The following is a 25,439-nucleotide window of genomic DNA, read 5'->3' as shown; positions in this document are numbered from 1 at the left end:
GTCAGCGCCGCCGGCCCGTGCACCGGGCGGTCTTGGCGCACTCGACCTCGTCGTCGTCGAGCGGCGGCACCGACGACTGCTGGCGTGGTACGAGTTCGGTACGCACGCCGTTGAGTGCGAGCGCCATATAGCGCCGCCACACCTGATCGTTGACCGGGCGGGCGAACTCGGCGATCCCGTCGACCATGTGCACCATCGCGAAGAAATCCGAGGCCACCACGTCGGGCTGGATCACGCCGGCATCACGGGCGCGGTCGACGATGTGGGCGACGGTCGGCCTGATCCGGTCGCGCACCCGCGCGAACTGCTCGAGATCGTCCTCGAGCTCCAGCATGACCTCGCTGAACCCGCGATTGGTCGCCATGTGCCTGCACGCGTACTCGAAGAACTCGACCAGGCCCTGCCATGGATCGGGGTGGCGGGCGCATTCCTCGGCGGTCTCGGCGAATTCGTCGAGGTGCTGCTGGAAGACCTCGGAGATGAGTTCCTTCTTGTTCGCGAAACGACGGTAGACCGTGCCGACGCCGACACCCGCGCGCTCGGCGACGTCATCGAGGGTGATCTCGAGACCGTGATCGGCGAACAACTGGCGGGCGGCCTCGACGATGCGCTGCTGATTGCGTGCGGCGTCGGCTCGCAAACGCCGGGTCGGAGGCATGGTCGTGGCGGGATTCACATCACCATGCTATCAGCGACGGGATTAAGTGGAGGCGCTTCCTCCGTTACTGTGGTAGCGTTCAGCTAACCGGAGGAACCATCTCCGTTTAATATTCAACGAGGGGCGACGTGACCACCACCATCGAACGCGGGCCGGACCCGCAGCAGAAACCGACGTCAGGCAGGCGTGGCTCGCACGCGCTGCGCTGGTGGGTGCTCGCCGTCCTCGGCGTCGCCCAGCTCATGGTCGTGCTCGACGCGACCGTGGTGAACATCGCGCTGCCCGAGGCGCAACGAGACCTGGGCTTCGGTGATGCCGACCGGCAATGGGTCATCACCGGCTACGCGCTGGCCTTCGGTAGCTTGCTGCTACTGGGTGGCCGGCTCAGCGACCTGTTCGGCAGGCGCAACACCTTCATCGTCGGCCTGATCGGCTTCTCGGTGGCGTCCGCGATCGGCGGCGCGGCCACCAACTTCGAGATGCTGGTCGCGGCCCGCATCGGCCAGGGTGTTTTCGGCGCGCTGCTCGCGCCCGCGGCGCTGTCGCTGCTGACGGTCACCTTCACCGAACCATCCGAACGGGCCAAGGCCTTCGGCATCTTCGGCGCGGTCGCGGGCACCGGCGGCGCCATCGGCCTGCTGCTCGGCGGCGTGCTCACCGAGTGGGCCTCCTGGCGCTGGGTGATGTTCGTGAACCTGGCCTTCGCCGCCGTCGCGCTGGTGGGCGCGGTGCTGCTGCTGGCCAAGCACACGGTCACCGAACGGCCCAAGCTCGATATCCCCGGCACCGTCGTCGTCACCGCGGCACTGTTCGGCATCGTGTACGGCTTCTCGCACGCCGAGACCGACGGCTGGACCAACCCGGTCACCCTGGCCTTCTTGATCGGCGGCGCGGCCCTGCTGGCGGTCTTCGTCTGGCTGGAGACCCGGGTCGCGAACCCACTGCTGCCGCTGCGCGTCGTGCTCGACCGCACCAGGGGCGGATCATTTTTGACCGTCTTCGTCATGGGCATCGGAATGTTCGCGATCTTCCTGTTCCTGACCTACTACATGCAGCTCACCCTGGGATACTCGCCGATCACCACCGGTGTAGCCTTCCTGCCGATGGTGGCCGCGATGATCGTGTCCTCGACCACGACGCCGTCGCTGCTGCTGCCGAAGCTCGGCCCGAAGATCGTGGTCAGCGCCGGGTTCCTGATCGCCGCGGCCGGTATGGCGTGGCTGACCCGGATCGGGCTCGACACCGGCTACACCACCCACATCCTGCCCGGCCTGATCCTGATGGGCCTCGGCCTGGGTGGTGCCATGGCAACGGCGTTCCAGGGCGCGACCGCCGGCGTGCACCACGAGGACGCCGGTGTCGCCTCGGCGACGATCAACACCAGCCAACAGGTCGGCGGCTCGATCGGCACCGCGCTGCTGAGCACCATCGCGGCCTCGGCGGCCAGTGACTACATGGTCGGTCGGACACCGGATCAGTTGACCGTCGCGCAGTCGGCGATCGAGAGCTACACCACCAGTTTCTGGTGGGCCACCGCGATCTTCGTCATCGGTGCGGTGGTGACGGGCGTGCTGCTGCCCAATACCGCCCCCGCGCCTGCCGAAGGGGAGCTGGTGCTCGCGCACTGATCACCGTCGCGAAAGTACCGCCGCCCGTCGAGCTTCCGGCTCGGCGGGCGGCGGTTCCGTATCGGCCTGGCTCTCGCTGACGGCGCTGGACGGCCGGTGGATGGCCCACCGGCTCCGGTGCGGTGGTGCCCCGTCGGCGGAGGCCTCGCCGGGCTGGGGCATGGTGCCGCGGCCGCGGAATTCGACAGTTCGCGGCAGCGCCGTGAACTCAGCAGTTCCGCGGTGGCGGCGTACCGGCGAAGCGACCTTCGAGATAGTCGAGTGCCCGCAAGGCGCCCGGTAGGACAGCGGCGGAATGATCGGCACCGTCGAGTAGATCCAGCTGCACCGGCGTGCCCGCGGCGCAATAGCGTTCGGCCGTCCGCCGCATGGGTTCCTCCGAGATCAAGTCGGCGGTACCGTGCCAGAGGTACAGGGGAGTGGTGGGTACGCCATCGAAGGTCTCCAGGCTGTTGTCCCGCAGAATCGGTGCGGCGGCGTGATCTTCGGTGGGCGGTTCGGTGAACACGTCATCGGTGGCCAGGCCAGCCGCGGCCCGGACGATCTCGTCCATGCAGGCGTCGTCGACGCTGTCGAGCAGTGCCGCGCCGGCGGGATTCAGGAAGTTGTCCAGGTCGACCGCCGGATACTCGCGTGCCAGTCCGACCGCCGCCGCGAAACCGAGGCCGAACATCGGATTCGGCCGGTCTCCGAGATCGCGCGCCAGCGCACCGAGATTCATCGGTACCCCACCCGCCGCCGCCCCGGCGATGGGCAGTTCTGGCGCGTAATCCGGGGCCATGGCCGCCGCGAACCCGGTCGCCATACCGCCACCGGAGTAACCGGCCAACGCCACCGGACTGTCGTCGAGCTGAACCGAATCGAACTGCCGGACCGCGCGAATGCCGTCCAGGGTGATGCGCCCGCCCAATTGTGCGGCGCCATAGGCACTGTCCGGACCGAGGTGATCGGGTACCGCCACCGCCCAGCCGCGTGCCAACAGCAGATTCACCGCAGGCGCTTCCCGCAGCGTGCCTGCCTGCAGCGAATGCGATGGCGCGCATCGGGTACCGAGCGAGTTGACGAACGGCTGATAGGACACCAGCGGGCGATCCGGAGCCGCACTCGTGGGCAGCAATACGGTGGTGACGGCGGCGATCGGCTCGCCGCGCGAATTCGTGCTGCGGAATGCCAACTGCCAGGCCGTGGTACCGGTGAATCCGGCCGCGGTCACCCGCCTGCTGCGAATCACCTCTCCCGGCCGGTAGTCGCCGAGGTCGGCGGGTGCCGAGTAGAAGGTCTCGGCCTCGGTCACCGGGTGGACGGTCATCGTCGGGGGGAGGGTATCGCCCAGTGCCAGCACCGATGCTATGGCGAGTGCGAGCACCAGACGACGAATCACCGGACTCGCCCGACGCGCCGGAGCATGCCGTATGCTCAATGTTTGCTCGGGTGCGGCGTGGCGCTCGGACCGGTGCCGGCGTCGCCGTATTCGTGAACTCCGCGGTGCCGCCATCACCGGCTCCAAGACGAGGCTGTGGACTGCGTTCGGTCTTCGGCGAAGACCTCAGTCGATTCGTACTGCGCGCCGGTCGGTGTGTCAACGACGGGCGCGGGCCGGGCAGCCGCGCCGTCGGCCGGTGCCGTTGCTACCGATAGCGTGGCGGTCGACGCGGCCGCGCCGGTGCGGCCGCTCACCGGGCTGGGACAGGAGGTTGGGGACGTGTCATCGCGGGCCGGAGCCCGGATCGCCGATCCGCAGGTGCTGCTCGTCGTCGCGGTGGGCGGCGGGCTCGGTGCGCTGGCGCGCTACGGTTTCGCGGTCTGGCTACCGACCCGGCCCGATGGCTTCCCGGTGGCGACGTTCGCCGTCAACGTGATCGGCTGTGCCGTGATGGGGGTGCTGATGGTTCTCGTCACCGAGGTATGGGTAGCCCACAGACTGCTACGGCCCTTTCTCGGTGTCGGCGTGCTCGGCGGATTCACCACCTTCTCCACCTACGGTGCCGAGATTCGTACACTGCTCGAATCGGGTGCGGTCGGTGTGGGGCTCGGCTATCTCGGCGTCACGATGGTGACCTGCCTGGCGGCGGTGGTCGCGGGGATGGCGGGTGCGCGGTGGGTAACTGGAAGTGTGCGGTGAACAATGGTGAACGGCACGGAAGGGGGTCAGCGATGACCGGGACGTCCCGCGGTGCGGGGCAGTGGGCGATCGATGCCGAGGTCCGGCGGCCGGAGGCGACGCGATGACGGCGGTCTGGGTCGTGATCGGCGGAATGCTCGGCGCCCCTGCGCGATACCTCATCGACCGCGCCGTCACGGCCCGTTCGGATTCGATGCTGCCATTGGGGACGTTGACCGTTAACATTGTCGGTTCGGCGCTGCTCGGTGCATTGATCGGGGCGGGGGCGAACGGCTGGCTGTTGGCGGGCGCGGGAACCGGATTCTGCGGTGCGCTGACCACTTTCAGCACGTTCGGCTACGAGACGATCAGATTGGTGTCCGACGGTGCGTACGGCTACGCCCTCGGCAACATCGTGCTGAGTGTCGCGACCTGCCTGGCCGTGGTGTATGCCGCCGCGTCCGTGACCGAATGGCTGTTCACATGATTCTGATGACGAGCCGGGCACAGCCGACCCGGAAGGGAGATCCGAGCATGGCGCACGATCGAGCCGGACGGCCAGCGCGGCCGAGTGACCTGGTGGACGTCCCCGGCCTGGTGACCGCCTACTACACCCGCATCCCGGACCCGGCCGAGCCGGCGCAGCTGGTCTCGTTCGGCACCTCGGGGCATCGCGGGTCCAGCCTGGACACCACCTTCAACGAAGCGCACATCCTCGCCATCACCCAGGCCATCGTGGAGTACCGCGCCACCCGCGGCATCACCGGCCCGGTCTACCTGGCCCGCGACACCCACGCGCTGTCCGAGCCGGCCTGGACCACCGTGCTCGAGGTGCTCGCCGCCAACGGCGTCACCGCCATGATCGATGCGCGCGACCGCTACACCCCGACGCCCGCGCTCAGCCATGCCGTGCTGCGCCACAACCGCGGCGGCACCAAGCACCAGGCCGACGGCATCGTCGTCACCCCCTCGCACAATCCGCCCCGCGACGGCGGCATCAAGTACAACCCGCCGCACGGCGGTCCCGCCGACACCGTCGCCACCGACGCCATCGCCGAGCGCGCCAACGAACTGCTGCGCGGCGGCCTCGCCGAGGTCAAACACGGCACCCTCGCCCAGGCCCTGTCCACCGTGCAGCGCTACGACTACCTCGACCACTACATCGCCGACCTGCCGAGCGTGCTCAACCTCGACGCCATCCGCGGCGCGGGCATTCGGCTCGGCGCCGACCCGATGGGCGGGGCCAGCGTCGACTACTGGGAGGAGATCGGCCAGCGCTACGACCTCGAGCTCGAGGTGGTCAACCCGCTGGTCGACCCGACCTGGCGGTTCATGCCGCTGGATTCGGACGGCAAGATCCGGATGGACCCGTCGTCCCGGTTCGCGATGAACTCGCTGGTGTCGATCAAGGACGACTACGACATCTCCACCGGCAACGACGCCGACGCCGACCGTCACGGCATCGTCACCCCGGACGGCGGGCTGATGAACCCCAATCATTTTCTCGCCGTCGCCATCGAATACCTGGTGCCCAACCGGATGGGCTGGGATGCGCTCACCAAGATCGGCAAGACGGTGGTCACCTCGTCGATGATCGATCGGGTGGTGGGCGTGCTCGGCCGTGACGTGCACGAAGTGCCGGTCGGCTTCAAATGGTTCGTGCCCGGATTGTTCAGCGGCAGCCTCGCTTTCGGCGGTGAGGAGAGCGCGGGAGCGTCGCTGCTGCGGATGGACGGCAGTGTCTGGACCACCGACAAGGACGGCATCGTGCTCGCTCTGCTGGCCGCGGAGATCACCGCCGTCACCGGACAGAGCCCGTCGGCGCGCTACGTCGAACTCGAGCGCCGCTACGGCAGCCCCGCCTACGCCCGCGTCGACGCCCCCGCGACGGCCGAGCAGAAGAAGCTGCTGGCCGAGCTGTCGCCGGAGCAGGTGAGCGCCTCCGAGATCGCCGGCGAGCCGATCACCGCGGTGCTCACCCGCGCCCGCGGCAACGGCGCCCCGCTGGGTGGGTTGAAGGTCACCACCGAGAACGCGTGGTTCGCGGCGCGTCCGTCGGGCACCGAGGACAAATACAAGATCTACGCCGAGTCGTTCCACGGAACCGAGCACCTAGAGCAGGTGCAAGCGGCCGCCGAGGAACTGGTGGGGCAAGCTCTATCGAGTGACCGCTAGTTCGAAAGCACTACCCCGCGAGATCTGGGTCCTGGTCGGGGCCGCGTTCGTCATCGCCATCGGATTCGGCCTCGTCTCGCCCGTGCTGCCGCAATACGCGCGCAGCTTCGGTGTCGGGTTCGCGGCGGCCTCGGCGATCGTCAGCGCGTTCGCCCTGATGCGGCTGCTGTTCGCGCCCATGAGCGGGCGGCTGGTGCAGAAACTCGGCGAACGCTGGGTCTACACCAGCGGCCTGCTCATCGTCGCGGTGTCCACCGGTGCCAGCGCCTTCGCGCAGACCTACTGGCAGCTGCTGGTGCTGCGCTCGGCCGGCGGGATCGGCTCGACCATGTTCACGGTGTCATCGCTGGCGCTGCTGATCCGGATGTCACCATCGGACCAGCGTGGCCGCATTTCCGGGCTCTGGTCGACGAGCTTTCTCATCGGTTCGCTGGCCGGGCCGCTGATCGGTGGTCTGCTGGCCGAATTCGGGTTGCGGGCGCCGTTCCTGATCTACGCGGTCGCGTTGCTCATCGCCTGTGCCGTCGTCTACTTCAACTTGCGCAACTCACACCTGGCGGCGCCGGAGACCTCCGAGGCCACGCCGGCGAGCATGAGTTTCCGCGACGGGCTGGCGCGATCGGAGTATCGGGCTGTGCTGTGGTCCAACTTCGCCAACGGTGCGGCGGTGTTCGGCGTGCGGATGGCACTGGTGCCGCTGCTGGTGGTCGAAGTGCTGGAACAGCCTGCCGGCATGGCGGGCGTCGCGTTGACGGTGTTCGCCGCGGGTAATGCCGTGGTGCTGTTCTTCTCCGGTCAACTCTCCGACCGTTTCGGCCGCAAACCGTTCCTGATCATCGGCACCACCGTCTGCGCGATCGGCACCGCTGGCCTCGGTGTGGCGCCCGGCGTGATCTGGCTGCTGGTGTCGTCGTTCGTCGCCGGACTCGGTTCCGGCATGTTCACCCCGGCGCAGCAGGCGGCCGTCGCCGACATCATCGGCCCCAAGGTGCGCGGCGGGCCGGTGCTGGCCGGGTTCCAGATGTCGGCGGACCTGGGCGCGGTGCTCGGCCCGATCGTTGTCGGTTTCATCGCCGAGCGGTTGAACTTCGGGGTGGGGCTGGCCGTCACCGGTGGGCTGCTGGCTGTCGCCGCGGTGGCCTGGCTGGTGGTGCCGGAGCCCATGCGGCGCGGCGAGGTGCGGATGGACAAGCGCATCGAGACCGTCGACGAGGAAGCCGATCAGCTGGCGGCGCCCTGTACCTGCGACGGCGGGCCGGGCGGGGGAGTGGCGGCGAGCTCCGTCGAGCAGGTCGTGCACGCCGACAGTGAGGCGAAGGGCAGGCGATAGCGCTCGCCCGTGCGGCGGGTGCGGCAGCCTCCGGCCCCGACTCGAGGCAAAGTGGTTCGGGTGAGCACTTCGCCGTCGAACTACACACCCAGGCCCATGTCCAGCAAGACCACCTATGCGCTGGGCGCGGTCGCCTTGGTCCTCATCGCGTTGCTCGTCTTCCTGGCCTACCGCTGGATGGACGACGACGCCGAGATCCGCAACGACGGCTACGGCCCCGTCCGCGATCCGGCGGTGGTGACCGCCGTGCAGCCCAACGGGGCCATCGTGCTCGGCCGCCCTGGCGTGACCAAGATCATCGACGTCTTCGAAGACCCGCTGTGCCCCGGCTGCGGTGCGCTCGAGCACATTTTCGGCCAGGAAATCGCCCAGAAGCTCGACGAAGGCACACTCGCCATCCGGTACCGCTTCGTCAACTTCCTCGACGACAAATCCGCCAGCGGCGACTACTCCACCCGCGCCATCGCGGCCCTGCAATGCGTCGCCGCCGACGGCTCCGGCCCCGTCTACGCCAACTTCCACGCCGCCCTGTTCACCACCCGCCAGCCCGACGAAGGCGGCTCCGACCTCAGCAATGACGACCTGGCCGCCCTCGCCCGGGAAACCGGCGCCACCCCCGCCGCCGTGGACTGCATCACCTCCGGTGCCCGAATCGAGGCCGCGAAGATCAATGCCGTGAAAGCCGACGCCGATCTCACCACCCTCCTCGACGACGACGCCGCCACCCCCTCGGTCTTCGACGGCACCACCAAGATCGACGTCGGAAATCAGAACTGGGTCGCCGACCTGACCCCCTGACCAGCCGTTCAACCCCCGTATCGAGGCGATTTGGTTCCCGGTCCCCACGTGGTGTAACTTCGTTCAGGCAGCCGGGGAACACCGGCGGCACACCACTCGGGGCTATGGCGCAGCTGGTAGCGCACCACACTGGCAGTGTGGGGGTCAGGGGTTCGAGTCCCCTTAGCTCCACTCGAATAAGAGGTCCGGCTTTCGAGCCGGGCCTTTTCTCGTTCCATGGTCGACGGCTGAACGATATCCGCGACCGGCGGCCGGTAGTGCGCTACTCGTAACGCGGCCCGAGTTCGCGCACGACGCCGGCGAACTCTCGAATCGCATCGGTTTCGGTGGATGTTTTCCACACGAGCGCATATCGGAGTGGGGACATGTCGGTGATCGGCAGCCAGCGCAGATCCGGTCGATTCCAGTAGCGGGCCGCATGACGAGGCTGGACGGTGACGATGTCGCCCGTCGCGGTCAGATGAACGAGATCCTCGGTATTCGCGACTATATGGGTCCGCCCTGTTCGCCCTTCCTGCGACGCCCGCGCGGAGGTGAAACTGTTCACCCAGTATTTCGGCGCCGACTCTGTGGTCGGGTGGCAGAAATCGCTCAACATCCCCACCGAGGCAGCCGGTCGAGTGCTCAACGCGTGGTCCGCGGAAACGCCCAGGACCCGGCGCTCGACCGTGATGGTGGGTCCGACCGTGAGGTCGGGCTCCTCGACCGGCAACCAGGCGATCAAGACATCGATATCGCCTCGGCGTAAGCCGGCGAACGGATCGACGAACCGCGCGAAGGACAGTTGAATCTCCCACTGCGGATGCCGCTCACGGAAGCGGGCCCAGTACCGCTCGAGGTCGTAGCCGCTGAGCAGCAGCGACCCCACGCGGAGCGCGCCGCCCGTGCCGATCGCGGACAACCTGGCCCGTTGCAGACCGGCGCGCAGACCGTCGCGGACCGGAATGAGGTCGTCGCGCAGCCGCGCACCGACAGCGGTCAGCCGGACATTGCGGTTGTCACGATCGAACAGCAGAGCGCCGATCGCGCGTTCTTGCTTCTTGATCGCCTGGCTCACGCGGGCCACCGAGATATGCAGCCGGGCAGCGGTGCGACCGAAATGAAGTTCCTCCGCCAGCGTCAGAAAGATCTCGATATCGCGAATCTCCACGTCTACCTCGTCTGTCAACACAGTGGTTAACGCAGCGTTGCACACTTCGCCGTTGTTCCTCCAGCCGCGCGAGCCGATCGTTGATCCGGCACGACAGCGATTGATCGGCTGTCGGCCGGAGAGGAAGGAACATGTCAATGACCACCGCGGAACAGACGAGGGTCTCCCGGATGCCGAATCCGGTTCAACTCGTGCCGGAGATGGGCCAGATCGCCGCGGCACTGCGCGGCGTGACCGGTACCGGCACCATCGACCCGGCCACCATCGGATTGGTGCAGCTGCGTGCCGGGCAGATCGTCGGCAGCACCTACCTGGCCGTCCTGCACACCTCCGCCTTGCGGAATAACGGCGAATCCGAGGAACGGATCGCCGCGGTCGCGACCTGGCCGACCTCGCCGTACTTCTCCGACGCCGAGCGCGCCGCCCTGGCGCTGGTCGAAGCGGTGCTGCAACCCTCGGCCTCGGCCGAGCGCGTTTCCGACGCCCTTTACGAACAGGTATCGAGCCACTACAGCGATCGGGAGATCGCCACGCTGGCAATGGTGATCGGCGAGGTCAACTTCTACATCCCGCTCGCGGTGATCGGCAAGCCACTGCCCGGGGTGACACCGTCTCGGCAGTGGACGCCCGTGCCGACCCCGTAGTGCGCTCCGGTGCGGCCGGCCGGCCGCCTGCCCGCGTGGTGCACCGGTGTGAATGCCGTCAACGCGATGCTGGGCGAAGCCCCCACCTCATCCGGGGCTTCGCCCACTGGCGGTCGGCCGCCGGGCGAGCGTTTCCAAGTCCGCTCCAAGTCTCTTCCAAAACCCGGGTAGCAAGCTCGAACCGATCGAGAGTTGTTGAAAGGCAGGCCCGGTGAGTATCGACATTCAGGACATGACGTCGATCACCGCGGACCCGGGCTGCCGATCAGCGCTGAACGCACTACCGGGTCAAAGGAATACGTTATGCAAGCCATCATCGGCAGCGCACTCGCCGCACTGATCGCCCTCGCGGTCTTCGTCATGGGAACGAGCTTCTACTGGGCGCCGCAGGGCGCACTCGGATTCGGAATCCCGAATTCGCCGACTCGAGATCCGGCGTTCCGTGCCTGGCTGCGGGTGAAGGGCGTCCGAGACATGGCCTGCGCGGTGGGTATCGTCATCCTCCTCGTTGCAGGCACGCCCGCGCTGCTGGGCGGGCTGATGCTCGCGCTCGCCCTCATCCCGATCGGAGACGCCGCGATCGTGCTCCACAGCAGGGGGCCGAAGTCGGCAGCCTACGGCGTACATGCCGCCAGCGCGGCGGTGGTGCTTGTGGCCGCGGTCCTGTTGCTGACCGCCTGAGGTCCGTCGCAGCAGTCATGCTCAGACCACCGAACAGGAACGCGACCATGAGGATCTACCAGCTCAGGATGTACACGCTCGCTACGTGGGATGCGTTGGAACGGTATCGCAGCGTGCACTATCTCCGGCATCTGACGAGCTTCCCGGCATTCGACATCGGGCTCCACGGCCTGTGGACCGAAGACTCCGATGTGCCGAGACTGTATGCGTTGCTGTCATATCCTGCCCACGCCGACCCGGCCGACGTCGCCGCACGGTATCTGGCCAGCCCGGAACTGCGCTCCGATATGGAGGGCTTCGACACAGCCGACATCCTCGAGGTGACCGCCACCCAACTCACCCCGGCTCCCGGATCGCCGATGCTCTAGGGGCTGGATGGTGTGGGTCAGCGCGGGCAAGGCAGCGAGAGCCTTCGGCACCGATCAATGAGCGTGGTGAATTTTCTCGGGATACATGAATTCTCGGCTGCGGCGCGGTTGCCGGAAAGTGACTGCGTCGCAGCGCATTTCTATACCTATTTCCTCAAATAGTCGGTCTGGGATCAGAGCCGTGCTGGGCGGATTATGAAGCGGATCACGACACCTCCCCTCGGATGGTGGGCCACCGGATCTGCTGGTAACTTTCCGGATCGTCGAAGGGTGAATCGCTGAGGATTCGCCCGAAAGCCCATTCCTCCGAAACATATTCGTGCCGCCTATTCATTCGGAAAGGGGCGGCCCACCCCTGTCTGTCCGCAGTCGATTTCTCGGTGCCGAATTCACCACCGGAATCGGCGTGCTGCCGCTGCTGGAGCTGTCATGACAATCGTCGGCGCACCGACGTCCCGAGATGTGCGGACCATACCGCGCGCTCTTGCCCGGGATCGGGCCCTGCTGACCGGGTACTTCGTGGGGCTCGGTGTCGTCACCGCTGTGTGGGGGACCAGGATCCCGGCGGTTCAGGCAGCGGCCGGGCTGGATACCGCGGGCCTGGCGGCGGTCTTGCTCGCGGCGGCGGCCGGAATGGTCGCCGGCCTGCGCGTCGGCGGGCAGATCGCCGAACGTCACGGGCTGCCCGTCTTGCTGACCGGCGGCGGCGTGGGTTTCGCGATGAGCCTGGCGCTGCTCGGGACCTGCCGCACCGCGCTGGCGGCCGGTGTCGCGGCGCTGATCTTCGGGGCAGCCCATGGTGTGCTGGATGTCGCGGCCAACGCCGCCGCGGTCGACTGCCAGCGGGCATACCGGCGTCCGATCATGTCCGGCTTGCACGCGGCCTACAGTCTCGGCGCGCTGGCTGGAGCTTCGATCGCCGCCGTGACGGCGCAGTGGCCACACACCTACCTTTTCGTCGGCATCGCCGGGATATCGATTGTGGCAACCATGGCGGCCGTGCCGGTCACCCGCGAGCTCGGCGCACCGGCGCCCGAGGACGTCGCGACACCGGAGGTACCGCAGTCCCGCTCCTTCCGGGTCTGGCTGCTCGGCGTGCTGGCGGCCGCCTGCCTGCTCGGCGAAGGGGCCGCCGCCGATTGGTCGGCCGTGCACCTCACCGATCTCGACGCCTCACCGACTCTCGCCGCCGCGGCCTTCGCCGGATACAGCGCGGCCATGGCCGCGGGCCGCCTCGTCGGCGACCGGCTGACCACCCATTTCGGGGCGTCGAAAGTCGTTCGTGTCGGTGCGATGCTGGCGGCGGCCGGGCTGCTCGCCGGCGTGCTGAGCGCCGAGATCGTGGTCGCGCTGGCCGGTTGGGCGCTGTTCGGGCTCGGCTTGTCGGTCATCGTCCCGTCGCTGTTCAGCGCGGCCGGGTCCGGCGGTCCGCGGTCGGTGGCGACCGTGGCGGTCATCGGCTACGTGGGGCTGCTCGCCGGGCCCGCCGCGATCGGCGTCCTGGCTACCGCGACGTCCCTGCCCCTCGCCCTCCTACTGCCCGCCGCGCTCGCCGCGGCCGTGGCATTCCTGTCCCCTCGAGCCCTGGAGAACACATGACCTCGGAACGTGTGCAGCAGACCGCGCTCGACGCGGTGATCTTCGACTACAACGGCGTCATCGGACGTCAACCAACCTCCGCCATGTGGGATGAGCTCGCCGAACTGGCCGGTTGGCCCGCCGGCTGCCTCACGAGCTTTCAGAGCGCGTTCTGGAGCGCCCGCGAACCCTACGATTCCGGCAGCTTCGACGACGCCGACTTCTGGTCTGCGGTACTCGGCCACCGCCCGGACCCGGCACAGCTCGCCCGGCTCCGCGCCGTCGACGCCGCCATGTGGACCCATACCGACAACCGGGTGGTCGAGCTGCTGTATCGGATCCGACGCACCGGCCTGCCGATCGTATTGCTCTCCAACGCACCGCATCCGGTGAGCGAAGCTCTCGATGCCGCCGCCTGGCGCGCGGTGATGGACGATGCCCTCTACTCGTGCCGGTTGGGGATGAACAAACCACACCCGGATACCTACCGGAAGGCGCTCGCGGCCACCGGCGCCGGAGATCCCGCAGCGGTCCTGTTCATCGACGATCGCGCCGACAATTGCGCGGCGGCCGCCCAGGTGGGTCTGCGTACCCTTCACTACACCGGTTCGCCGATGGAGATCCACGACCGGATTGGCCCGGTCGTAGCCGGGATGTGAAGACCGGTACCGACGCTCGCGGAGCAGGGAATCGTCCGCGTTCTTCGGATTCGGGGGACAGCCGTTCACGGAAGCGCCGGCGGTGAGTCCCCGGACCACAGTCCGATAATCACGATCGGCTCGGCCCCCGCCCGCGCAGGCCGAGCCGGGCAGCCAGGCCGCTGACGGCCAGATGAAAGATCGTCCTGCCGTCCCGGACCGTCGAGTCCTTCCCCGAGGCGCACCAGACCTGAAAGTTCCTGGGACTGAAGGGTATCGAGATGTGTTCGTGGGTGATCACCCAGCTGCCGTTCGTACGACGCAGGCAGACGGTCTCGCGCACCCAGATCGACAGCTCGATCCCGCCCTTGTGCTTGCCCGAATCCAGGTGAAGCATATTGGCGAATGCGACATCGTCGTCCGCGACGACGGTCAGGTCGTGCGTTTCCAGGCCGATCGGGCCCTCATAGCCGTCGAACCAGCGCAGGAAGTTGCGGCGCACTTCGTCGGTTCCCGTGAACCGCAGCGGTGCGACGGCGTCGTAGTAGACGATGTCGGGCGCATAGAACGACATCAGCCGATCGATGTCTTTCGTCCGCTGGGCCTCGGTCCGGCTCTCCAGCAGTGCCCGGATCTGCTGCTCATTCGAAGTCATCATGTCTCCGTTCGAGTTTCCGTCCGCGGCCGCCTTCCAGACGGCCGCCGCATGGTTTCAGCACTCCGACGACGCGGTGGGAGCAAATGTGAGGTGCCCTCGCGGGGCGACCCCCGCCGGTCGGCATCCACGCGTCCCGCGCAGATCTCGGCCCGGCCGCCGACCGGGATTATGCTGACCGAATGCTGGTGGGTCGGGACGTCGAGCAGGTCGGCATCCGTGACCTGCTGGCCGACGCGATGGCGGGGCACGGCCGTGCCTTGGCTGTTCGGGGGGAAGCGGGAATCGGGAAGTCGGCATTGCTCCGATACGCCGGCGAAGCGGCCGAGGGTATGCGGGTCCTGCGTGGTGTCGGCATCGAATCCGAGGCCGAGTTGGGGTTCGGGGTGCTGCACATGCTGCTGAACCCCTTCGCCGATCGGATCGACCGGCTGCCGGGACCGCAGGCCGCGGTCCTGCGCGCGGCTTTCGGCCAGGCGGAGGCGGCGGAGGTCAATCGCTTCCTGGTCGGCGCCGCGACGTTGACGTTGCTCGCGGAGCTGGCGGCCGAGACACCGACGTTGTTGCTGGTGGACGACGCCCAGTGGGTCGATCAGAGCTCCATCGACGCGCTGCTGTTCGCTGCCCGTCGCTTCGGCGAGGACGCCGTGGCGATGATTCTCGGAGTGCGCGACACGGCCGTACCCTTCCCGACACCGGGCATCGCGAGCATGCGTTTGACCGGCCTGCCCCAGGAGGCTGCCGCCGAACTGCTCGATCGGTGCACGCCGGGCCTCACTGTGCCGGGGCGTGAGCGGGTATTGGCGGAATCGGCAGGCAACCCGCTGGCGCTGCTGGAACTGGGCGGTGCCCGCCGCGCCGCGGAAGCCAGCGGGCGGTTCGATCCCGGCCACGAGGTCGGCCCGCTGGCGGTCACCTCGCGGGTGCAGGAGAGTTTCCGCGCGCAGATCGCCGACCTTCCCGCGGGCACCCGCACTGTGCTGCTGATCGCCGCGGCCGACAGCGGCACCGATATCGGCACGGTGCTCGGCGTCGCCGCCGGGCTCGGATTGTCGGGTGAGGATCTGGAGCCCGCTGAGCGCGCCGGACTCGTGTCAGTGGACAGCGACCGGCTGGAGTTCCGGCATCCACTCATCCGCGCCGCCGTGTACCGCAACGCGCCGCACCATCAGCGGACCGCCGTGCACGAACGGTTCGCCGCGGAACTGACCGCGCCCGCGGACGCCGACCGCCGCGCCTGGCACCTCGCCGCGGCGACCACGAAACCCGACGAGAGCGTGGCCGCCGTACTCGAGCAGACCGCACGCCGTCAGCAGGCCCGCGGCGGTGCCATGGCCGTCTCGGCGGCATACGATCGCGCCGGGCGGCTGAGCGTGGATCCGGAGCGCAAAGCCAACCGCATACTGTTGGCCGCACGCGCGGCCTATGACGCGGGCAAACCGGACCGCGCCACCCGGCTGGCCGCCGAGGCCGCGGCGCTCACCGATGATCTCGCAATCATCGCGGATGCAACGCATATCAGGGCTCAGGTCGAATACGAACGCACCTCGCCCGCCGCCGACGCCGAACTCAGCCTGCGGGCCGCTGAACTGATCGCGGACCTCGACCCCGAACGCGCGGCCTTCTTCCTGGCCGAGGCGCTGTGCTGCGCGCGTGACGCGGCCGACCGTGCCCTACTGCTCCGGGGTACCGAACTACTGAATTCCATTCGACTTCCGGACGATTCGCCGCTGCGCCCGCATGCGGCCGCGCAGATCGCTTGGGCGGACCTGCTCGGCGGTGCTGCCGCGGCGGCGGCCGGCGTGATGGCAGCGCAACTGCTTGCCGCCCACGGCGACGCGGTCGACGACCTGCACAAGGTTGTCGCGGCGTTCAGCGGATTGATGCTGGCCGACGACGCGGCCGCCGCGGCCATCATGGACGAGATGATCGCCGGCGCCCGCGCGATCGGCGAGCTGCACTGGGTGCCGTACGGCCTCGAAGTGGCGGCGCTCGCGCAGATGTTCTCCGGTGGCTTCGGTGAAGCGAGATCCGCTGCGGCCGAGGGGATCGCGCTCAGCGAGGAGATCGGTATGCCGATCGAGGCGGACGCGCTGCGGGCGATCGAGGTGTGGCTGGCGGCGGTGAGCGGGGATGAGCAGGGATGCCACGAGTTGGCAGCAGAGATCCGGCCGAGATTGTCCGCGACCCATCGCACCCATGCGGCGCTGGCCGAGTGGGGAGTCGCGCTCGCGGATCTGGCGGCGGGCGCGTTCGATGCCGCGCTCGATCGTCTGGGCAGTGTGTGTGCCGGACCCGCGGCATACGACTTCCTGATTCGTGCGGTACCCGATCAGGTCGAGGCGGCCGTGCGCGCCGGTCGCCGTGAGCGGGCCGGTGAACACCTCGCCGGTTTCGGGCAATGGGCCGAGACCGTCGGAACACCCCTGCCGGCAGCGCTGTCGTTGCGCTGTAGCGCGTTGCTGGCGTCCGGCGACGAGGCCGATGACCTGTATTCGGCCGCCCTGGCACAGCACGACAAGCACGGCGGCCCCTACGATCGTGCCCGCACCCAGCTGGTCTACGGCGAGTGGCTGCGCCGCCGCCGTAGACGTGCCGACGCGCGTGCGCAACTCGTCGAGGCCCTCGAGACCTTCGATCAACTCGGCGCGCGAGCCTGGCTGACGCGGGTGAACGCCGAACTCGCCGCGCTCGGAGACCAGCCGGCCGCGCCCCGGCGCACCGATCCGCTTGCCCAGTTGACGCCGCAGGAAACGCAGGTAGTGCGCCTGGCCGCCGCCGGATACAGCAACAAGGAAATCGGCGCCCGGCTCTTCCTCAGTCCGCGCACCGTCGGCCACCACCTGTACAAGGCCTACCCCAAGCTGGGGATCACCCGCCGAGCCGACCTCGCGCGGTTCCGGCTGTAGGCGCGGGCGTCGGGTTACCCATTCGGCCCCGCGCACCGCTTCCACACGCCAGTCGATCGACCGATGCGGCCGGTCGTACCGTCGAAATAGCGTCGCTCGTGTCAGGTATTCACCGCACGAAATGAGACGCACATGCTCCTCGACAACAAAACCGCTGTCATCTACGGCGCGGCGGGCGCCATCGGTTCCGCCCTTGCCGCGAGCTTCGCGGCCGAAGGCGCCAACTGCTTCCTGGTCGGCCGCACCGCCGCCACCTTGGACGCCGTCGCCGACAAGATCCGGGCCGACGGCGGCCGGGCCGAAACCGCCGTGGTCGACGCGCTGGACGGTTCCGCCGTCGACGATCATGCCGCCGCCGTTGTCGAAAAGGCCGGCAGCCTCGACATTTCGGTGAACGTCATCTCCCAGGAAGCATTGTTCGGCCCGCTCGCCGACCTCCCGGTGGACGCCTTCGCGAATTCGATGTCCCGGCTGATCACCTCCCAGCTGAACACCACGAAGGCGGCCGCCAGGCACATGGTCGCCCAGGAATCCGGGGTCATCCTCTTCTTCGGCGGTTCCGATTACGCCAGCAAGATGCCCGGCCTCGGCAATGTCCAGATCGGCAGCGACACCATCGAGGCGCTGCGCCGCCAGTGGGCCTGCGAACTCGGCGAGCACAACGTCCGCGTACTCACGCTGCGCACCGGCGGCATCCCCGAAACCCTCCCCGACATCCCGCAGACCGAACCCGCCAAGCAGTCCATGATCGACGCCACCCTGCTCAAGCGCGCCGCCACCCTCGCCGACGTCGGCCACGTCGCCGCCTTCGCCGCCTCCGACCGCGCCCGTTCCATCACCGACACCCAGATCGACATCTCCTGCGGCGCCTACGCGAACTGAGCCGGGCGGCCTGGGTCGCCTGCCGGAACCCGGCACTGGCCGGTGCGCCGCTCCCGCGGCCCGCCGGCAGATCGCGCCGATCTCACACCGCAGCGCTATTCCGCGTCATACCAGGGGATTACACCGGACGAGGAATGGGCGCATAGCTTCGGAGTAACGACATCGCCGCGCCGCAGTGCCCGCTACGGGCCGGGCGCCGACCGGCATCCGACGGTCGGCCGTGCATCGCGCGGGGTGGATTCCGACTCCGAGGAAGTTCTATGACGACACCTACCCTGTCCTCTCCCCGGTTGACGCGGCGCGGTGGCGCCGGTGGCGACTACGCCGCGCTGCTGCGCCGGATCAGCGAGGCCGGCCTGATGGACCGGCGTCCGGTCTACTACGCGGTCCGGCTCGGGCTCGTCGGGTTCGCGTTCGCCGCCGGGTGGGCGGCGTTCGTGCTGGTCGGTGATTCGTGGTGGACCCTGCTGGTCGCGGCGTTCATGGCCGTGACCTTCGCTCAGGTCGCTCTGGTCATGCATGACGTCGCGCACCGGCAGGTCTTCCGGCTGCGTCGCCCGACGGAAATCGTCGGGCGCGTCGTCGGCAATGCCGGAATCGGTTTGGGTTACGGCTGGTGGCAGGACAAACACACCCGCCACCACGCCAACCCGAATCACGAGGAACTCGATCCCGATGTCGCACCCGACATCCTGGTCTGGTCACAACAGCAAGCGCGGGCCAGTCGGGGGCTGCCCCGTCTCATCGGTAGGGCACAGGCGTATCTGTTCTTCCCGCTGCTGATGCTGGAGGGCCTGAATCTTCATCTGGCTGGCGTCCGGGCGCTCAGAAATCGATCGGTCAAACACCGCGTCCTCGAGGGCGCCTTGCTGTTCGGCCATTTCGCCGTCTACCTGGCCGCGTTGCTCGTCATCCTGCCGGTGGACAAGGCTTTCGCGTTCTTCGTCGTCCACCAGGCATTGTTCGGCGTGTACATGGGCTGCATCTTCGCCCCGAACCACAAGGGTATGCCGACCCTGACCGGCGACGACCGCCCGGACTTCCTGCGGCGTCAGGTATTGACGTCCCGAAACGTCAAGGGCGGCAAGCTGACCGATATCGCCCTCGGTGGCCTCAACTATCAGATCGAGCATCACCTGTTCCCCAGCATGCCGACCCCGAACCTGCGCCACGCCCAGGTCATCGTGCGCGACTACTGCGCGGAAATCGGTGTGCCGTACCACGAGACGGGGTTGATCGCTTCCTATCGCGAAGCGCTGCAGCACATGCATCATGTCGGCGCTCCGCTGCGGGGGCGTCAGGAGTCCGAGCTCTGAGTCGCGTGACGGGGGCCTCGTAGTCGGCGGCGAGCTGGGGGTCGCGATGCTCGCTCATCACCTGACCTCCGCCGGGGCCGTCACCTCGCCTGGATCTGCTGCGCCTCACAACGCCTGCGTTCGCAGAATATCGATCTCGCAGCCCGGCGCACTCGGGTCGAATCCATGCTCGACCAGCCAGCGAACGCCTCGCAGGCACCGCACCGACCACCAACCGCGGATCACCTCGCGGTCGACCTCCGCGCCGTACCCTGCGATGACGTCGTCGAGATGCTCCGGGTGGCCGAGGGTCAGGGTGGCGAGGTCGTACACGGCGTCACCCTGGGCCGCCTCCGACCAATCGATCACGCCGGTGACCTCGTCTCCGTCGACGAACACATGGGCGACCTGTAGATCACCGTGAGTGAACACCGGCGTCCACGGGCGAAGCGCGGCCTCGGCGAGTTCGCGGTTGCGCCTGATGACGTCGGCGGGAAGCACGTCATGCGCGACGAGCCACGCGCATTCGACCTCGAGTTGCGACGCCAACTCCTCCCGGTTGCGACCCGGCCACGGCGGCAGCGGCGCATCATGCAGCCGCCGCACGACAGCACCCGCCGCGGCCCACGCCCGCGGCGACGCGCTCGACGGCTCACCGAGACGAGCGAGTGCGGTTCCCCGTAACGCCGCCAGCGCGAGGACAGGCGGTGTGCGCCACAGGATTTCGGGAGTGGGGATCGGCGCCCGCGTCATGGCGTCGACCTCGGTGTCGGTGCGCCCTTGATCAGCGTCGAGCTTGAGGAAAACGTCACCGACTCGCAGCGTCGCGCAATCGTGATGAGCGACGACTACTTCCACCCCGTGCTTGTCCACGGCGGTCAGTATCGCCGGAGGGAGCCTTGACGTCATCCGGGTTTTCGCTCGGAATGTGAGCGCAGGATCCGGGTTCGGAGTAGCCGACCGGCACAGCCGCGCCGAGGCGGCCGGCCAACTCGTGGCGATCCGGCCGAGTCCTCGCGCGTATCGCATCGCGGTGCGTCGTCCGGATCAACGAGCCGATTCTGCGGGTCCTGCGTTTCGTGCCGCAGTGGTCGCGGCAGCGTGCTGGCGGCCGCATCACGGCGGTGCCTGGCTGAAAAGCCTCCGACGATGGCGTGGTTCGGTCGGGCCGGCAGCGGCAGTACACGCTGTGTGCGTTCGGCGCGATGCGGCCGAGCAGTCAGGCAGCGTCTGCGCCGCGGCGTCGTCGGACGTGGGACCTGCGTGGCGACTCACCTTTCTCGCCGCCGCTGGTATGAGCCAGCCGATCCGGATCACCGCTGCATGGCCTGGCGGGCACGCAGGGCGCGGAGCTTGTGCCGGTTGCCGCAGCGTTCCATAGCGCACCATCGGCGTGCGCCGGGGCGGGAGGTATCCACGAAGACCAGCGGGCAATTGTCCCCGGCGCACTCACGGATGCGGCCCGCCAACGGGCCGGTCAGCAGTTCGATCATTTCTCGCGCGAGGGTCGACAGCGCCTGCGTCGCCCGCACCGGCGCAGCCCAGCCGGCGGTAGTGCCGTCCACGGCGAGTTCGGGGGTCAGCGGCGTCGTGGTCGCAGCGCGGTTGATGACCGCGACCGCGTCCGCGGGAAGCGGCCGGCCGTCCGCACGGGCGTGGGCCACGACCCAGATAGCCTGGCGCAACGCTTTCGCCTCGGTCAATTCGTCGGCGGTCACGGGAGCGGTCGGGAGCGCGGACAGGGGCGGCTCTGCCAACCATTGGGCGAGGTCGGCGGGCTCGTGGAGGCTTTCGAACTTCGCGTACTCGCCCTCGCCGCCGGTATGGGCGAAGTCCAGGCAGACGGCGCCGGCATCGAACCGGAACGACCCGCCCTTGGGGTCGTGCAGCACCCGCCCGGTTGCCTTGGCTCGCATGAACCCACTATAACTGGTGTCGTACCGAAACCGCTTTAACTGGTTTCGCTAGTGGAGGAGGAAGCTCATGGCCGTACGGCACATCAACCCCGAGGGCCTGCACCGCAGCCCGGCATTCAGTCAGGCCGTCGTGGTCGAAAACCCCACGAAGACGATCTACATCGGCGGGCAGAACGGCGTCGACGCCGACGGCAAGGTCGTCGGCCCCACCGTCGGCGAACAGTCCAGGCAGGCTTTCCGCAACCTCATCGCCATCCTCGACAGCGAGGGAATGAGCCTGGCGAACATCGTGCACTGGCGAATCGCCGTGCTCGACGGCCACACCTTCGACGAGGGCGTCGCCGCCTTCCAGGAGGTCTGGAACCGGGCGGACCCGCCGCCGGCCATCACCGTCCACGTCGTCGCGGGCTTGAATCCGGGATGCCTCGTCGAGATCGACGCCGTGGCCGTGGTGTAGCAGCGGAGCTGTCGTTGGTGTGCGGCGCGGCCTCGTCGGTAGCCGTTTTCACCGCCGGGGCAGCGGCGTTCGTGCCGATCCGGTCGGCGATCTTCCACGCGGCTCTACCGGTCAGCGAGTCGGATTCGTATCGTTCACCCGGGTCAGCTTGGCGGGATTGGTCACGGAGTAGACCCCGATGACGGTGTCGTCGGGAGTGATATCGAGGACGACGACCGCCAGCGGGGCGTCACCGTCGAAGATCACCGCGCACGGATCGCCGCTGACCGTGCGCCAACCCACCCGGTAACCGTCCAGGCCGGCCTCGGCAACGGACACGAACAGCTCGGCGACAGCGGTTCGGCCGTGCACCGGTTGCAAGGACGTGGCGACACCGGCGCCGCCACTGTCGGTCCAGAGGGTGACGTCCGGGGCCAGCACCGCGAGGAGACCTTCGAGGTCTCCGCCCATGGCGGCGTCGACGAAGCGCTCGGTCACCTGCCGCCGGATCCGCGGGTCCACTTGCGTGTGTGGCCTGCGTGCCCGCACATGGGCTCGGGCGCGGTGGGCGATCTGGCGGACCGCGGCGGGGGAGCGGTCGACTATGTCGGCGATCTCGGTGTGCGGGTAGGCGAAGACTTCGTTGAGCACGAACACCGCCCGCTCCAGCGGAGTCAGCGATTCGAGGACCACCAGCATCGCCATCGACGACGATTCGGTCCGCAGCACGCTCGCCGCACCGTCCGCGGGGGTGTCCTTGTCGATCAGCGGCTCCGGAAGCCATTGCCCCACATAGTCTTCACGCCGCCGGGCGAGCGCGGAACGGCGGGCGAGGGCTTGGTTCACCGCTATCCGGGTGAGGTAGGCGCGGACGTTGTCGATCGGCTCCGCGCCGCCGACGCGGGCCTGCCACGCCAACCACACTTCTTGCAGGACGTCCTCGGTGTCGGCGACGCTGCCCAGCATGTTGTAGACCACCGAGAACAGCAGCTCGCGGTAACCGAGGAACGTTTCGGTGGCGTTGTCGATGTCATCGTGCACGGCGGTCCTCCGGTCCGGCAGGGAATTGGTCCTTCTACGAAGAGGGCCGCGACGCCATCGAGTGTGACACCGCCGCCGGATTCGGTGATCCATCCCACAGAACCGGTCTCGCGGTGTCACGTTCTGCCCACATCGCTTGCTCCTTGGCGACGAAACCTTCCGTCATCCCTACCAGGAGCTCCCCATGCGCACCCGCATCAGCAATGTCCGCATCTTCGATGGCGAACAGCGCATCGACCGCACCACCGTGCTCATCGAGGACGGCTGGATCATCGCCACCGACGACACTGCTGCCGATGTCGAGATCGATGGGACCGGGCGAACCCTGCTGCCGGGCCTGATCGATGCCCACACCCACATCTTCGACGGCGATCTGGCCGCCGCGCTCACCTTCGGAGTCACGACCGAACTCGACATGTTCTGTCTCCCCGAGGTCCTCACCGCCCAGCGGGCAGCGGCCGCATCGCGCGACGATATCGCCGATTTCCGCAGCGCGGCCACCCTGGCGACGGCGCCGGGCGGCCACCCGAGTCAGCTGCTCGCCTCGCCGGATATCGCCGCGCTCGGACTCGCGCCGTTCGACACCATCTCCGGCCCCGAGCATGCGGCGGATTTCGTGCAGGCCCGGCTGGCCGAGGGCGCCGACTATCTGAAGATCGTCATCGATGACGGTGCCGTGCACGGCACGGGACTGCCGGTGCTCTCGTCGCAGACCGCGCAAGCGCTGACCACCCACGCCCATGACGCCGGGTTGCAGGTCATCGCGCACGCGATCACCGAGCACGAAGTGACGATCGCACTCGATGCCGGCGTCGACGGGCTGGCACACGTGTGGACCGATTTCACCGACCGCACCCCCGAGCTGGCCGATCGAATCGCCGCGCACGACGTGTTCGTGGTGAGCACCCTCGTGTACTTCGAGGCCATCACGGGGCAGCGCGAGAGTACCGCGGACTGCGCGCGCCCCGGCTCGTTCGCCGACGCGGTCCGAGTGGCGCGGGCGTTGCACGAGGCCGGCGTGCCGCTGCTCGCGGGTACCGACGCGACGCCGTACGTACCCGCGCATGGTTCAGGACTGCATCGGGAATTGGCGCTGCTCATCGGGGTGGGAATGAGTCCACTCGAAGTACTGAGGGCCGCGACGAGCCGCACCGCCGATCGTTTCGGTCTGTCCGATCGCGGACGCATCGCTCCGGGCTTGCGAGCGGATCTGCTGCTCGTCGACGGCGACCCGACGACGGATATCACCGCCACGTCCGAGATCGCCGAGGTGTGGCGTCGCGGCGTGCGGCAGGTCCGCCGGTGACCGCGGCCGTGGTCGCGCGATGGCCGCTGCCGCTGTTCCGGGCGATAGCGACGACGGCGGTGGTGCTGGTATTCGCCCAGGCCGCCCTGGCCGGCGGTTTCCTGGCCGGGCACTTCGAAGCGTTGGCCATGCACAGCCGCAACGGCGGCCTCGTGGCGCTGGTGTTCCTCGGTCAGCTCGTGTGCGCGGTGCTGCTGTGGCGCCGGGGCGGCGGCCCGGCGTGGCCGGTCCGAACCGCGGTGGTGCAGTTGGTGATCGCGGCGGGGCTCATCCCACTCGGTGAGGAGCGGGTGCTGGCGGTACATATTCCGCTCGCGGTCGGGTTGTCCATCGGCACGGGGCTGCTGGTGAGCTGGGCGTGGCGGTGGCAGCGATGAGCATCAGCAGGCGAGGATTTCTGCGGGCGGGCGCCGGGGTCGGCGCGGCGGCCGCCGTCGGGGCCGCGAGCTGGGCGGTGCTGCCGAAGATCGTGCGACCGGGTGAGCCGGGTCTGTTGCTGCCCAGCGCGGCGCCGTTGCCGCAGCCGTATCGGGCGTATCTACCCATTCCGCCGGAGCTGGCTCCCGTCGCTTCCGATGCGACCACCGACTATTACGAGATCGTCCAGCGCACCGCACATCTCGACATCCTGCCGGGCCTGCGCACCGAAGCCTGGACCTACCACGGCACCTTCCCCGGCCCGACGATCCGGGCGAGGACGGGCCGGGCGACCGCGGTGCGCCACCGCAACGAACTACCCCACCCGACAGTGGTGCACCTGCACGGCGGGCACACTCCCGCCGACAGCGACGGCTACCCGATGGACCTGATCCTGCCGGTCGGCTCGACCACCGCACCCCAGCACCATGGACACGGTGCAGCCACCACGATGACGGGTGCGCTCGCTCATGGTGAACGCACCTACCTGTACCCGAATCGCCAACGCGCCGCGACTCTTTGGTACCACGACCACCGGCACAGCTTCACGGGCCCGGCGGTCTGGCGTGGGCTGGCGGGATTCCACCTCGTCGGCGACGACGCCGAAGACGCCCTGCCGCTACCGCGCGGTGATCGCGACATCCCCTTGCTGATCAGCGATCGTTCCTTCGCCGCCGACGGTTCGTTCGCCTACCCGCTGATCGACCCGGACCTGCGCACACCCGGCGTCACCGACCCCTATATGAACGGGGTTCTCGGCGATGTGGTGCTCGTCAACGGCGCACCGTGGCCGCGGCTGGAGGCGTCGCCGGTGCGTTACCGATTCCGACTGC

24 protein-coding genes, 1 tRNA gene and 1 pseudogene are annotated in these 25,439 nt (G+C 68.4%); 19 read left to right on the top strand and 7 right to left on the bottom strand.

Annotated features, from left to right (window positions below; all coding sequences use genetic code 11):
- Position 1: 1 nt before the first annotated feature.
- Positions 2 to 676, bottom strand: a complete 675-nt coding sequence (locus tag RJ05_RS18460) for a TetR/AcrR family transcriptional regulator (RefSeq protein WP_249040580.1) — start codon at positions 674 to 676, stop codon at positions 2 to 4.
- Between the two features lie 110 nt (positions 677 to 786).
- Between RJ05_RS18460 and RJ05_RS18455 the strand changes: the two genes are divergently transcribed.
- The gene (locus tag RJ05_RS18455; protein WP_036538848.1) at positions 787 to 2,286 is read left to right on the top strand and encodes an MFS transporter; all 1,500 of its coding nucleotides are present in this window, start codon (positions 787 to 789) and stop codon (positions 2,284 to 2,286) included.
- A gap of 208 nt (positions 2,287 to 2,494) precedes the next feature.
- Here RJ05_RS18455 and RJ05_RS18450 read toward each other — a convergent pair whose 3' ends face one another.
- Positions 2,495 to 3,667 carry a lipase family protein gene (locus RJ05_RS18450; RefSeq protein WP_036538846.1) on the bottom strand — a complete coding sequence of 391 codons (1,173 nt, stop codon included), beginning with the start codon at positions 3,665 to 3,667 and terminating at the stop codon, positions 2,495 to 2,497.
- Between the two features lie 321 nt (positions 3,668 to 3,988).
- On the opposite strand from RJ05_RS18450, the gene crcB (RJ05_RS18445) reads away from it, so the two are divergent.
- From crcB (RJ05_RS18445) to RJ05_RS18420, 6 genes are all read left to right on the top strand, one after another.
- Complete coding sequence (gene crcB, locus RJ05_RS18445; protein ID WP_036538909.1) at positions 3,989 to 4,408, top strand: fluoride efflux transporter CrcB; 420 nt, start codon at positions 3,989 to 3,991, stop codon at positions 4,406 to 4,408.
- 103 nt (positions 4,409 to 4,511) lie between these two features.
- Positions 4,512 to 4,874: a fluoride efflux transporter CrcB gene (gene crcB / locus RJ05_RS18440; protein WP_036538845.1), complete on the top strand. Its 363-nt coding sequence runs from the start codon at positions 4,512 to 4,514 to the stop codon at positions 4,872 to 4,874.
- A gap of 47 nt (positions 4,875 to 4,921) precedes the next feature.
- Positions 4,922 to 6,562: a phosphoglucomutase (alpha-D-glucose-1,6-bisphosphate-dependent) gene (gene pgm / locus RJ05_RS18435; RefSeq protein ID WP_036538907.1), complete on the top strand. Its 1,641-nt coding sequence runs from the start codon at positions 4,922 to 4,924 to the stop codon at positions 6,560 to 6,562.
- Positions 6,552 to 7,892, top strand: a complete 1,341-nt coding sequence (locus RJ05_RS18430; protein WP_036538843.1) for an MFS transporter — start codon at positions 6,552 to 6,554, stop codon at positions 7,890 to 7,892. The genes pgm and RJ05_RS18430 overlap by 11 nt, the downstream gene beginning before the upstream one ends.
- Positions 7,893 to 7,988: 96 nt before the next feature.
- Positions 7,989 to 8,690 carry a DsbA family protein gene (locus RJ05_RS18425; protein ID WP_051016711.1) on the top strand — a complete coding sequence of 234 codons (702 nt, stop codon included), beginning with the start codon at positions 7,989 to 7,991 and terminating at the stop codon, positions 8,688 to 8,690.
- A 98-nt stretch (positions 8,691 to 8,788) separates the two neighbouring features.
- Positions 8,789 to 8,861, top strand: a tRNA-Ala gene (locus RJ05_RS18420).
- Between the two features lie 91 nt (positions 8,862 to 8,952).
- On the opposite strand, the gene RJ05_RS18415 is transcribed toward RJ05_RS18420, so the two are convergent.
- Positions 8,953 to 9,840, bottom strand: coding sequence for a LysR family transcriptional regulator (locus RJ05_RS18415; RefSeq protein WP_036538840.1), 888 nt, complete (start codon positions 9,838 to 9,840; stop codon positions 8,953 to 8,955).
- A 137-nt stretch (positions 9,841 to 9,977) separates the two neighbouring features.
- Between RJ05_RS18415 and RJ05_RS18410 the strand changes: the two genes are divergently transcribed.
- From RJ05_RS18410 to RJ05_RS18390, 5 genes are all read left to right on the top strand, one after another.
- Entirely contained in the window at positions 9,978 to 10,484 is a 507-nt protein-coding gene (locus RJ05_RS18410) for a carboxymuconolactone decarboxylase family protein (RefSeq protein WP_036538839.1), read from the top strand.
- Positions 10,485 to 10,787: 303 nt separating this feature from the next.
- Positions 10,788 to 11,165, top strand: a complete 378-nt coding sequence (locus RJ05_RS18405; RefSeq protein ID WP_036538837.1) for a DUF4267 domain-containing protein — start codon at positions 10,788 to 10,790, stop codon at positions 11,163 to 11,165.
- A 47-nt stretch (positions 11,166 to 11,212) separates the two neighbouring features.
- The gene (locus tag RJ05_RS18400) at positions 11,213 to 11,533 is read left to right on the top strand and encodes an NIPSNAP family protein (protein WP_051016710.1); all 321 of its coding nucleotides are present in this window, start codon (positions 11,213 to 11,215) and stop codon (positions 11,531 to 11,533) included.
- Positions 11,534 to 11,962: 429 nt separating this feature from the next.
- Positions 11,963 to 13,132, top strand: coding sequence for an MFS transporter (locus RJ05_RS18395; RefSeq protein WP_051016707.1), 1,170 nt, complete (start codon positions 11,963 to 11,965; stop codon positions 13,130 to 13,132).
- On the top strand, positions 13,129 to 13,770 hold the full coding sequence (locus RJ05_RS18390; RefSeq protein ID WP_036538836.1) for an HAD family hydrolase: 642 nt from the start codon (positions 13,129 to 13,131) through the stop codon (positions 13,768 to 13,770). The genes RJ05_RS18395 and RJ05_RS18390 overlap by 4 nt, the downstream gene beginning before the upstream one ends.
- Positions 13,771 to 13,879: 109 nt before the next feature.
- Here the strand turns inward: RJ05_RS18390 and RJ05_RS18385 are convergent, their stop codons facing one another.
- Positions 13,880 to 14,404: a YybH family protein gene (locus RJ05_RS18385; protein WP_036538901.1), complete on the bottom strand. Its 525-nt coding sequence runs from the start codon at positions 14,402 to 14,404 to the stop codon at positions 13,880 to 13,882.
- A gap of 182 nt (positions 14,405 to 14,586) precedes the next feature.
- Between RJ05_RS18385 and RJ05_RS18380 the strand changes: the two genes are divergently transcribed.
- From RJ05_RS18380 to RJ05_RS18370, 3 genes are all read left to right on the top strand, one after another.
- Complete coding sequence (locus RJ05_RS18380) at positions 14,587 to 17,313, top strand: ATP-binding protein (RefSeq protein ID WP_036538834.1); 2,727 nt, start codon at positions 14,587 to 14,589, stop codon at positions 17,311 to 17,313.
- Between the two features lie 132 nt (positions 17,314 to 17,445).
- Complete coding sequence (locus tag RJ05_RS18375; RefSeq protein ID WP_036538833.1) at positions 17,446 to 18,195, top strand: SDR family NAD(P)-dependent oxidoreductase; 750 nt, start codon at positions 17,446 to 17,448, stop codon at positions 18,193 to 18,195.
- A 260-nt stretch (positions 18,196 to 18,455) separates the two neighbouring features.
- Positions 18,456 to 19,511, top strand: a complete 1,056-nt coding sequence (locus tag RJ05_RS18370) for a fatty acid desaturase family protein (protein ID WP_051016705.1) — start codon at positions 18,456 to 18,458, stop codon at positions 19,509 to 19,511.
- Positions 19,512 to 19,616: 105 nt separating this feature from the next.
- Here the strand turns inward: RJ05_RS18370 and RJ05_RS18365 are convergent, their stop codons facing one another.
- Both RJ05_RS18365 and RJ05_RS18360 read right to left on the bottom strand, forming a co-directional pair.
- On the bottom strand, positions 19,617 to 20,363 hold the full coding sequence (locus tag RJ05_RS18365) for a phosphotransferase family protein (protein WP_232052174.1): 747 nt from the start codon (positions 20,361 to 20,363) through the stop codon (positions 19,617 to 19,619).
- 440 nt (positions 20,364 to 20,803) lie between these two features.
- Positions 20,804 to 21,406 carry a CGNR zinc finger domain-containing protein gene (locus tag RJ05_RS18360; protein WP_036538831.1) on the bottom strand — a complete coding sequence of 201 codons (603 nt, stop codon included), beginning with the start codon at positions 21,404 to 21,406 and terminating at the stop codon, positions 20,804 to 20,806.
- Positions 21,407 to 21,473: 67 nt separating this feature from the next.
- Between RJ05_RS18360 and RJ05_RS18355 the strand changes: the two genes are divergently transcribed.
- A complete protein-coding gene (locus RJ05_RS18355; protein WP_036538829.1) occupies positions 21,474 to 21,863 on the top strand; it encodes a RidA family protein in 390 nt (129 codons plus the stop codon).
- A gap of 111 nt (positions 21,864 to 21,974) precedes the next feature.
- Here the strand turns inward: RJ05_RS18355 and RJ05_RS18350 are convergent, their stop codons facing one another.
- Entirely contained in the window at positions 21,975 to 22,883 is a 909-nt protein-coding gene (locus RJ05_RS18350) for a sigma-70 family RNA polymerase sigma factor (protein WP_036538828.1), read from the bottom strand.
- A gap of 184 nt (positions 22,884 to 23,067) precedes the next feature.
- Here RJ05_RS18350 and RJ05_RS18345 point away from each other — a divergent pair, with 184 nt between their 5' ends.
- The 3 genes and pseudogenes from RJ05_RS18345 to RJ05_RS32390 all read left to right on the top strand — a co-directional run.
- Entirely contained in the window at positions 23,068 to 24,189 is a 1,122-nt protein-coding gene (locus tag RJ05_RS18345; protein ID WP_036538826.1) for an amidohydrolase family protein, read from the top strand.
- Complete coding sequence (locus tag RJ05_RS18340; RefSeq protein ID WP_156090832.1) at positions 24,186 to 24,566, top strand: hypothetical protein; 381 nt, start codon at positions 24,186 to 24,188, stop codon at positions 24,564 to 24,566. The genes RJ05_RS18345 and RJ05_RS18340 overlap by 4 nt, the downstream gene beginning before the upstream one ends.
- A pseudogene (locus RJ05_RS32390) lies at positions 24,563 to 24,964 on the top strand (multicopper oxidase domain-containing protein); the annotation flags it as partial. The gene RJ05_RS18340 and the pseudogene RJ05_RS32390, both read left to right, overlap by 4 nt.
- Between the last annotated feature and the right edge of the window lie 475 nt (positions 24,965 to 25,439).

Source organism: Nocardia cyriacigeorgica NBRC 100375 (assembly GCF_000308555.1).
In the GTDB taxonomy this organism is placed as follows: Bacteria; Actinomycetota; Actinomycetes; order Mycobacteriales; family Mycobacteriaceae; genus Nocardia; species Nocardia cyriacigeorgica.
Note: the sequence above shows the minus strand (reverse complement) of the source record. Positions and strands in the feature narration are given on the sequence as shown.